Genomic DNA, 7,824 nt, shown 5'->3' with positions numbered 1-7,824 from the left:
GCCGCCATCCGGTCGCGCCGCCAGCCGAGCGAGGTCTGGCTGGCCATCACGGCAATGATCACGGCGCCGACCGCGCCAACGCCCCACGATCCGATCCGCCACAGCGCGCGGCGATCGAACTCGTCCTCCTCGGCCAAAAAACCGCTCAGCAAGCCGCCGGTATTTTCAGTCGCGAAGCTTCCCGCCAGATGGTCGGAATCCTTGGCCAAGACGTTGTCAGCCCCCCCGAGCCTGCCGAATCACGGAGCAAACATTAACAGGAAATGCGCCGCCCACTTGAATCCGGGGATAGCGGGATGCCGAATCGGTTTGCTCTCCCGGGGAAAACAATTAAAGACGGCCGCTTGAGCCCGTCGCCGCATCCGCCGAGGATTTGAATGACCGCGCGATCCAGCCTGACTGTCGTGCTCGCGGCCGGCGAGGGCACCCGCATGCGCTCCTCGCGGCCCAAGGTGCTGCATCCCCTGGCCGGCCAGTCGCTGCTTTCGCATGTGCTTGACGCCGCGCCGAAGGAAGCGGGCGCCGCGCTTGCCGTCGTGGTCGGGCCGGACCACCAGGCGGTCGTGGACGAAGCCAAACGGGTGCGGCCGGATGCCGCGACCTTCATCCAGCGCGAGCGCCTCGGCACCGCGCATGCGGTGCTGGCGGCGCGCGACGCCATCGCGCGCGGCGCGGACGATCTGCTGGTCGTGTTCGGCGATACGCCGCTGATCACGGCGGGGACCTTTGAACGCCTGCGCGCGCCCTTGAAGAACGGCGCTGTTCTCGCCGTGCTCGGCTTCCGCGCCGCCGATCCGACCGGCTACGGCCGGCTCCTGGTCGAGGGCGGCCGGTTGCTTGCGATCCGCGAGCACGCCGACGCGACGCCCGCCGAACGCGCGATCACGCTGTGCAATGCCGGCGCGATGGCGTTCGACGGCCGCAAGGCGCTGTCGGTCATCGAAAAAATCGGCAACGCCAACAGCAAGGGCGAGTATTATCTACCCGATGCCGTGGGCATCGTCAGGGAATTGGGATTGGAGGCCGTCGTGATCGAAACCGGCGAGGATGAAGTGCGCGGCATCAACAGCAAGGCCCAGCTTGCGGAAGCCGAGCAGGTGATGCAGGCCCGCTTGCGCAAGGCGGCGCTCGACGCCGGCGTCACCATGATCGCGCCCGAGACCGTCTACCTCGCCGCCGACACCAAATTCGGCAGCGATGTCACGATCGAGCCTTTCGTCGTCATCGGCCCCGGCGTGACCATCGCCGACGGCGCGGTGATCCATTCATTCTGCCATATTGTGCATTCCTCGATCGGCAAGAAGGCGTTGGTCGGTCCCTTTGCGCGCATGCGGCCGGGCACCTCGCTCGGCGAGGGCGCCAAGATCGGCAATTTCGTCGAGACCAAGGCCGCGGTGCTGGAGGCCGGCGTCAAGGTCAATCATCTCTCCTATGTCGGCGACGCCCATGTCGGCGCCAATTCCAATCTCGGCGCCGGCACCGTCACCTGCAACTATGACGGCTTCTTCAAGCACAAGACCACGATCGGCGAGGGCGCCTTCGTCGGAACCCATTCCTCGCTGGTGGCGCCGGTCAGAATCGGCAACGGCGCCTATATCGGTTCGGGCTCAGTGATCACCCGCGACGTGCCGGATGATGCGATGGCGCTCGAGCGCAGTCCGCAGACCAACCGCGAGGGCGGGGCCAGGCGGTTTCGCGAGATGAAGACGAAGGGCAGGAAGCCGAAAGGCGATTAACCAGCGTGCATTAAGCTTTCCGCTTAAGACTGTCTCAATCCGCAATAATTATTGAGTATCTGAACATCGCCGTTTCTCGTTAAGAAAAATCGCACACTGGTATGAAAATGCTTTCGACGATTTGGGGATATTGAACCGCATGTGCGGCATTGTCGGCATTCTCGGACGCGCGCCGGTCGCGGAGCAACTGGTGGATTCGCTCAAACGGCTGGAATATCGCGGCTACGATTCCGCCGGCATCGCCACCCTCGAAGGCGACCATCTCGCGCGCCGCCGCGCCGAAGGAAAACTCAAAAATCTCGAAACACGGCTGCGCGCCGAGCCGCTCGCGGGTCATGCCGGAATCGGACACACGCGCTGGGCCACCCATGGCAGGCCGACCGAGAACAACGCGCATCCGCATGCGACCGATCGCGTTGCCGTCGTGCATAACGGCATCATCGAAAATTTCCGCGAATTGCGCCAGGCGCTGGAGAAAAAAGGCGCCGTCTTCACGACCGAGACCGATACCGAAATCGTCCTGCATCTGGTCGATGATCTGCTCAAGCGCGGCATCAAGCCGGTTGAGGCCGTGAAGGCCGCGCTGTCGCAGCTTCGCGGCGCGTTCGCGCTCGGTTTCATCTTCGCCGGCGAAGACGATCTGATGATCGGCGCCCGCAACGGGCCGCCGCTCGCGGTCGGCCATGGCGAGGGTGAAATGTATCTGGGGTCGGATGCGATCGCGCTCGGCCCGTTCACCGACACCATCAGCTATCTCGAGGACGGCGACTGGGTGGTCCTGACCCGCAAGGGCGCGACCATCTACGACAAAAACAACGCGGTCGTGCATCGCGACGCGATCAGGCACACCGCCGCGACCTCGCTGGTCGACAAGGCCAATTACCGTCACTTCATGGCCAAGGAAATCCACGAGCAACCGGAAGTGGTCGGCCATACGCTGGCGCGCTACGTCGACATGGCGACCGAGCGGGTCAACCTGCCGGTCAAGCTGCCGTTCGATTTCAGGGAGATCCAGCGGATCTCGATTACCGCCTGCGGCACCGCGAGCTATGCGGGCTATGTCGCCAAATACTGGTTCGAACGGCTGGCGCGCGTGCCGGTCGAGCTCGATGTCGCCTCCGAGTTCCGCTATCGCGAGGCGCCGCTGCGCCAGGGCGACCTGGCGATCTTCATCTCGCAGTCCGGCGAGACCGCCGATACCCTGGCGGCGTTGCGCTACGCCAAATCGCAGGGCGTGCATACGCTCTCGGTGGTCAACGTATCGACCTCGACGATCGCGCGCGAAAGCGAGACGGTGCTGCCGACGCTGGCCGGTCCCGAAATCGGCGTCGCCTCGACAAAAGCCTTCACCTGCCAGTTGATGGTGCTGGCCGCGCTCGCGATCGCCGCCGGCAAGGCGCGCGGCGAATTGTCGGAGGCGGACGAAACCGGGCTGGTGCACGGCCTCGTCGAAATTCCGCGCCTGATGGCGGCGGCGCTGACGTCAGAACCGCAAATCGAGAAGCTCGCGCGCGAGATCGCGAAATCCAAGGATGTGCTATATCTCGGCCGCGGCACCAGCTATCCCCTGGCGCTGGAAGGCGCGCTGAAGCTGAAGGAAATCTCCTATATCCACGCCGAGGGCTACGCCGCCGGCGAACTCAAGCACGGGCCGATCGCGCTGATCGACGAGAACATGCCGGTCGTGGTGATCGCGCCCCACGACAAGGTGTTCGAGAAAACCGTCTCCAACATGCAGGAAGTCGCCGCGCGCGGCGGTAACATCATTCTGATGACAGACGCCAGGGGTGCCGCGGAAGCGACCATCGAGTCGCTGGTGACGATCGTGCTGCCCGACATGGCCCCGACCTTTACGCCGATGGTTTATGCCATCCCCGTGCAGCTATTGGCCTATCATACCGCCGTGGTGATGGGCACCGACGTCGACCAGCCGCGCAATCTCGCCAAATCGGTCACGGTCGAATAGTCGAAACCCCTGCCTGCCGTCACCTCGCGGTCTTCAAAAACCTGCTAGGATGGCTTAGCTGGAGCTAGCCGGCCGCTTCGACCGACCTGGAACCGTAATGAACCGCCAAGAACTGCCTCCGACCGTGCCGCCAAGTGACCCCCCGACCGACACCCCGCGCGGGCTGATGGCCCGCTTCCGGAACTATTTTCTGACCGGCCTGATCGTCGCCGGACCGATTGCGATCACCTTCTACCTGACCTGGTGGTTCGTGACCTGGGTCGATGGACTGGTGCGCCCGTTCGTTCCCATCGCCTACCGGCCGGAAACCTATCTGCCGTTCGGGCTGCCTGGATCGGGCCTGATCGTCGCCGTGATCGCGCTGACGCTGCTCGGCTTCCTGACCGCCAACCTGATCGGCCGGACGCTGGTCGATTTCGGCGAGCGGCTGCTGGGCCGGATGCCGGTGGTGCGCGCGATCTATCGCGGCCTGAAACAGGTGTTCGAGACGCTGTTCTCGGGCCAGGGATCGGGTTTTCGCCGGGTCGGCCTGGTCGAGTTTCCCTCGCCGGGCATGTGGTCGATCGTCCTGCTCTCGCAGGCGCCGAGCATGGAGATCGCAAACCGCCTTCCGGGCCAGGACGAGCACGTCTCGGTGTTCCTGCCTTGCGCGCCGAACCCGACCACGGGCTTCTTCTTCTATGTGCCGAAGAGCAAGATCGTCGAGGTCGACATGAGCGCCGAAGACGCCGCGACCCTGATCATGTCCTGCGGCGTGGTGCAGCCGGGCTCCGATCCACAGAAGCGGATCGCCGCGCTGGCCGGCATGGCCGACGCCGCCCGCGTCGCCAATTCGGCGTCGCCGCAGCCGGACCCTATGAAGGTGGAGTGAGTTTTATGAGCCCTGGAACAAAGACCCTGCTGGAACGGGTTCAATCCTGGCCAATCGAGGATCAGGAAGAACTCGCCGAAGTAGCCCGCGAAATCGAGTCACGGCGCAGCGGTATCTACCGGCTATCCGACGAGGAGCGAACCGCAGTCCTTGCCGGAATGGATGATGCACGCCGCGGCGATTTTGCGACTGAGGAAGAGATAGAAGAGTTCGCTTAAGTTCACCGTCCTCTTTCGTCATCGCGAGGAGCGTAGCGACGAAGCGATCCATTCTTTCCCTTTCGACGAAAGATGGATTGCTTCGTCGCTACGCTCCTCGCAATGACGGTTGAAAAGGTCTTACCCCGCCCCGATCAGCGGTATCGCCTCGTCGCGCTCGTACAGGTAAAGCAGGCAGCGCAGCGCTTCGCCGCGTTCGCCTTTGAGCTTCGGATTGTCCTTCATGATGCGCAGCGCCTCGTCGCGGGCCTGGGCGATGAGCTGGCCATGCATTTCGGCACGCGCGATGCGGTAGCCGGGCAGGCCGCTCTGCCGGACGCCGAGCACGTCGCCTTCGCCGCGCAGTTTCAGGTCCTCCTCGGCGATCCGGAATCCGTCGGTGGTTTCGCGGATCACCTTGAGCCGCGCGATGGACATCTCGCCGAGCGGCTCCCGGTAAAGCAGCAGACAGGTCGAGGCTTCCGAGCCGCGCCCGATCCGGCCGCGCAATTGGTGCAATTGCGCGAGGCCAAACCGCTCGGCGTTCTCGATCACCATGATGGTGGCGGCGGGGACATCGACGCCGACCTCGACCACGGTGGTCGCGACCAGCAGGCCGATTTCGTGCGCGGCGAACGCCGCCATGACGCGATCCTTTTCCGCGCCCTTCATCTGCCCGTGGACCAGACCGACGCGATCGCCGAAGCGCTTTTGCAGGCTCTCGAAGCGCCTGGTGGCGTTGGTGAGATGATCGACGCCTTCGGCTTCGGATTCTTCCACCAGCGGGCAGATCCAGTAGACCAGCTTGCCGGCGCGCAGCGCGCGGCCGACGCCGTCGATCACCTCGTCGATGCGGCTGGCAGGCACCGCCCTGGTATCGACCGGCTGCCGGCCCGCCGGCTTCTCGCGCAGCTCGGAGACGTCCATGTCGCCGAAATAGGTCAAGACCAGCGTGCGCGGGATCGGGGTTGCGCTCAGCACCAGCACGTCGACGGCCTCGCCCTTCGACGTCAGCGCCAGCCGCTCGCGCACGCCGAAGCGATGCTGCTCGTCGACCACCGCCAGCGCCAGCGCCATGAACGCCACGTCGTCCTGGATCAGCGCGTGCGTGCCGACCAGAAGATCAATCTCGCCGCTCGCAAGGCGTCCCAGGATTTCCCTGCGCTCCTTGCCCTTTTCGCGACCGGTGAGGATCGCGACCCGCAAACCGGCGCGCTCGGCGAGCGGCGTGATGGTCTTGACGTGCTGACGCGCGAGGATTTCGGTCGGCGCCATCAGCGCCGCCTGCTTGCCAACCTCGGTCACGGCCGCCGCGGCGAGCAGCGCCACCACGGTCTTGCCCGAGCCGACATCGCCCTGCAGCAACCGCAGCATCCGCACCGGCTGGCGCAGATCGTCGGTGATCGCGGCGACCGCATCGCGCTGCGAGGACGTCAGCGCGTAGGGCAGCGCGTCGATGATCCGCTTGCGCAGATGGCCGTCGCCGGCGTTGCGGTCGCCCGCCGGGCGTCGCAATTGCGCGCGCACCAGCGCCAGCGCCAGTTGCCCCGCCAGCAGTTCGTCGAAGGCAAGCCGCGACCAGAACGGGCCATCGGGCAGGATGTCCGTCAGCTCGACCGGGACATGCACGCGGTTCAGCGCTTCGGCGATCGGCGGAAAGTTGCAGCGGCGGATCACTTCCGGGCTGATCCATTCCGGCAATACCGGCAGCTTTTGCAGCGCCTGCGCGATCGCGCGGCGGAGCGAACCCAGCGCGAGGCCTTCGGTCAGAGGGTAGACGGGATCGATGCCCGACAGTTTTGCAAAACCCTCCTCGTCAACCACACGGTCGGGATGCACGATCTGCGGGACGCCGTCGAACATCTGCAGGGTGCCGGAGACGTAGCGCCTGGCGCCGACCGGCAGCAGCTTTTCGACATAGCCGGGCTGGGCGCGAAAATAGGTCAGCACCACGTCGCCGGTGTCGTCGCTGGCATAGACCAGATAAGGCGCACGCGAATTGCGGGGCGGAGGCGGGCGGTGGCGGTCGACCGTCACTTCCAGCGTGACGACGGTTCCCGGCGCCGCGTCGCGGATCTTCGGCCGTGCCCGCCGGTCGATCACGCTTGCCGGCAGATGCAGCAACAGATCGACCAGCCGCGGCGTCTCATCGCGGCCGAGCAGATAGCGCAGCAGCTTGTCCTGCTTCGGCCCGACGCCGGTGAGGCCCGTGACCGGCGCAAACAGCGGATTGAGCAGAGCAGGGCGCATCTCAACTTTCTCTTCGCACACAATCCGTCGTGCGCGGGCGCCTGTCCCCGACTTGATCGGGGATGACCTGCGCATCCATCAAGAGATGATGGATTGCCGGGTCAAGCCCGGCAATGACGAGGTAGGTTGATAAATCACAGAATGTGAGAGCTGACATTTGCAGTCACGACCGCTATATCAACCCCGCCCGGCACGTCCGGGCTTTCGGCGTTCGGATGGGATTTCTTGCAATGACGGGATCGACACGATCGAGCGGCGGCCTGGACGACCGCCGCAAGCGGCTGTTGTTTCGCTGCTGGCATCGCGGCACCCGCGAGATGGATCTGATCCTCGGGCGCTTCGCCGACGCCGAGATCGCAAGCCTTTCGGACGACGACATCGCCTCGCTCGAGCGCCTGATCGAGGTTTCTGATCCCGATCTCTATGCCGCGCTGACCGGCGAGCGGCCGCTGGCGCCCGAATATCGCAGCCTGCTGTTCGAACGCATCAAGGCGTTCCGCGCCGTGGATCATGACGCATGAAGCCGCCGGCCAAATCGCCCGCCGCTTTGCTGGCCCCCGGACGCGCGCTGACCCTGGCCAACGTCGCCGAGGGCGCGGAAGGACTTGTGGTCTCCGACCTGGCGCGGGCGCTGGCGGCGCGGCCAAAACCATCGGCGGTGAGCCTTGCGGTGGTCTGCCGCGACGGCGCGCGGATGCAGCAACTGGCGCGGGCGCTGGAATTCTTCGCGCCCGATCTGCCTGTCATGCAATTCCCGGCCTGGGACTGCCAGCCCTATGACCGGGTGTCGCCGCATGGCGGCAT

At 65.2% G+C, this 7,824-nt stretch carries 7 protein-coding genes and 1 pseudogene; 6 read left to right on the top strand and 2 right to left on the bottom strand.

Going from position 1 to position 7,824, the window contains the following annotated elements:
• A pseudogene (locus WCE35_RS17660) lies at positions 1–209 on the bottom strand (hypothetical protein); the annotation flags it as partial.
• A gap of 168 nt (positions 210–377) precedes the next feature.
• On the opposite strand from WCE35_RS17660, the gene glmU reads away from it, so the two are divergent.
• The 4 genes from glmU (at position 378) to WCE35_RS17640 (ending at position 4,791) form a co-directional block, all read left to right on the top strand.
• Positions 378–1,736 (top strand): bifunctional UDP-N-acetylglucosamine diphosphorylase/glucosamine-1-phosphate N-acetyltransferase GlmU, encoded by a 1,359-nt coding sequence (glmU, locus tag WCE35_RS17655; protein ID WP_424594618.1) that lies wholly within the window; start codon positions 378–380, stop codon positions 1,734–1,736.
• A gap of 139 nt (positions 1,737–1,875) precedes the next feature.
• Positions 1,876–3,702 carry a glutamine--fructose-6-phosphate transaminase (isomerizing) gene (glmS, locus tag WCE35_RS17650; protein ID WP_424594617.1) on the top strand — a complete coding sequence of 609 codons (1,827 nt, stop codon included), beginning with the start codon at positions 1,876–1,878 and terminating at the stop codon, positions 3,700–3,702.
• 97 nt (positions 3,703–3,799) lie between these two features.
• Positions 3,800–4,573, top strand: coding sequence for a DUF502 domain-containing protein (locus WCE35_RS17645; RefSeq protein WP_424594616.1), 774 nt, complete (start codon positions 3,800–3,802; stop codon positions 4,571–4,573).
• 5 nt (positions 4,574–4,578) lie between these two features.
• Positions 4,579–4,791 carry a hypothetical protein gene (locus WCE35_RS17640; protein ID WP_424594615.1) on the top strand — a complete coding sequence of 71 codons (213 nt, stop codon included), beginning with the start codon at positions 4,579–4,581 and terminating at the stop codon, positions 4,789–4,791.
• A 120-nt stretch (positions 4,792–4,911) separates the two neighbouring features.
• Here WCE35_RS17640 and recG read toward each other — a convergent pair whose 3' ends face one another.
• The gene (recG, locus tag WCE35_RS17635; RefSeq protein WP_424594614.1) at positions 4,912–7,020 is read right to left on the bottom strand and encodes an ATP-dependent DNA helicase RecG; all 2,109 of its coding nucleotides are present in this window, start codon (positions 7,018–7,020) and stop codon (positions 4,912–4,914) included.
• A 230-nt stretch (positions 7,021–7,250) separates the two neighbouring features.
• Between recG and WCE35_RS17630 the strand changes: the two genes are divergently transcribed.
• Together WCE35_RS17630 and WCE35_RS17625 are read left to right on the top strand one after the other, a co-directional pair.
• Positions 7,251–7,541 (top strand): succinate dehydrogenase assembly factor 2, encoded by a 291-nt coding sequence (locus WCE35_RS17630; protein WP_424594613.1) that lies wholly within the window; start codon positions 7,251–7,253, stop codon positions 7,539–7,541.
• Positions 7,538–7,824 (top strand): hypothetical protein (locus WCE35_RS17625; protein WP_424594612.1); only part of this gene is annotated, 287 nt, incomplete at its 3' end. The genes WCE35_RS17630 and WCE35_RS17625, both read left to right, overlap by 4 nt.

Origin of the sequence: Bradyrhizobium sp., assembly GCF_049691595.1 — a bacterium.
In the GTDB taxonomy this organism is placed as follows: domain Bacteria; phylum Pseudomonadota; class Alphaproteobacteria; order Rhizobiales; family Xanthobacteraceae; genus Bradyrhizobium.
Note: the sequence above shows the minus strand (reverse complement) of the source record. Positions and strands in the feature narration are given on the sequence as shown.